The sequence below is a fragment of the Streptomyces cellostaticus genome (assembly GCF_001513965.1).
In the GTDB taxonomy this organism is placed as follows: Bacteria; Actinomycetota; Actinomycetes; order Streptomycetales; family Streptomycetaceae; genus Streptomyces; species Streptomyces cellostaticus.
In genome coordinates, this window is record NZ_KQ948118.1 from 1 (window position 1) to 1633 (window position 1633).

Sequence of the window (1633 nt, forward strand, 5' to 3'; positions counted from 1 at the left end):
TTAGGGAGCTGGCTAGCCGACTTCGCTCCTACGGTCTTCGTGTATCCCGCGACGACCTTCCGCACGATCTCACCCATCGCGATGCGCTGCGACTACTTACCGCTGACGATCGCCCCCTGCCAAAGCCGATGAATCCACCGATGCCACTCGCGCAACTCGTACTGATCGCTCGACGCGTCGATCTGCCGGTGGCAGTCACAGCCCGCCATCTCCGCGACCTCGGTGTCCATGTCAACGATGTAGCGAACACCGTGAGGGCGGCATTGGCGCGGGTGCCGTCTGCGTGACAGCAGAGGCGGAAAGAGAACCCCGCCAGCGCCTGCATGCGAGCGTCATGTCTCGCAAACGATCGACGTCCAGAGAGGACGCCCCAGCAACGGATGGCTCGTACCAGCCCTGAGCCCTGCCAGCCACCTCTTGGTTCGAAGGTGACGCGTCTGGCGAGGGCTGCGTGCCACAACGTGCCAGTAGGGTCGGTAAACGGCGGTCAGCAAGGGGTCCGCCGGGGTAGTCAATCGACACCAACAACAGACGTTTCCCCAGTTCAGAGGGGATATGAACGTCCATGTGTCGGGTGATTCCCAAGCTCAGAGCGCGCACCGCTGTGTTGACGATCCTCGACAACCCGCGCAGCGTCGCCGAGGATCTCGATGTGACTGACGACGAACTGATCCTGGCTACCCGTGCACGCGTAGCCGGCCGGGGACTGCCCGGTCCGGCCTCCGCCAAGGACGTCGCCGGGTTCGAGCGAATCGTGGGCCACCCGATGCCCGAACTGTTGAAGCGGATTTATCTCGAAGTCGCCAACGGCGGCTTCGGCCCGTCGAGAGTGCTGTCCCTCACCGACACCGGCAACTGGTTCAGCGACCGCGCGGACATCGCCATGGCTTACCACGACTTCGCCGCCGATCCTGATCACAGCCTTCCGCCAGGGGTCGTTCCGCTCATGGACCGCGGCTGCGCCATGTGGGCACTGATCGACTTCCGGACCGCAGACGGACAGATGTGGGACTGGGATCCCAACCTCTGCTGTCTCCAGCACGCCCTTGCCCCGCTCGAACAGTCACTGGCCCAGTGGCTCACCGATTGGCTGCACGGTGTGATGCCCGATGAACCGTACTCACACCGCGAGCTGTCCAGCCGGGATTGCCCCCACTGGTGACGTCCGGGACGAGTACGCCGTCTCACTTTCCGTCTCATTCAGCACCGTTCACGGTCGCTCAGGCGAGACCCGAAGTCGTCTCCGCACCGGCGGCTGACCGCCCATGAACCCAGGTGAACGCCCCCGCACGCACCCCAACACCCCACCACCACAGTTGGAAAGCGTGCATACGCCCACGCCCAGGGAGAGGGGTGCGCGGCCGGCGCTGGCAGGTCATCTCATGGCCATCGACGAAGCCCGGCCGTCGGTTAGGTCCCGGGCGAGTCCCCGAGCCGCCCCCAGACAGGCCGGGGATGAAACCTTTTCCTTCAGAGCTGGAACCCCCGGAAGCCGACCGCGCGCTTGAGACCATAGACGCAAGCACTGACAACGGACCTGCCGGCGATGGACCGTTGAGCGATGAGCGTCTAATAGGACTCCGTTAGGTCTGTCTCGATCTTGGTGTCTTGGGGGTCCTGCTGGGCAGGGGTT

At 64.4% G+C, this 1633-nt stretch carries 2 protein-coding genes; one reads left to right on the forward strand and one right to left on the reverse strand.

Annotation, left to right across the window (positions count from 1 at the left end; all coding sequences use genetic code 11):
* Positions 1-92 precede the first annotated feature (92 nt).
* Entirely contained in the window at positions 93-230 is a 138-nt protein-coding gene (locus AQI88_RS46470) for a hypothetical protein (protein WP_159050619.1), read from the reverse strand.
* A 344-nt stretch (positions 231-574) separates the two neighbouring features.
* Here AQI88_RS46470 and AQI88_RS42315 point away from each other — a divergent pair, with 344 nt between their 5' ends.
* Entirely contained in the window at positions 575-1162 is a 588-nt protein-coding gene (locus AQI88_RS42315) for an SMI1/KNR4 family protein (RefSeq protein WP_159050620.1), read from the forward strand.
* Positions 1163-1633: the final 471 nt, after the last annotated feature.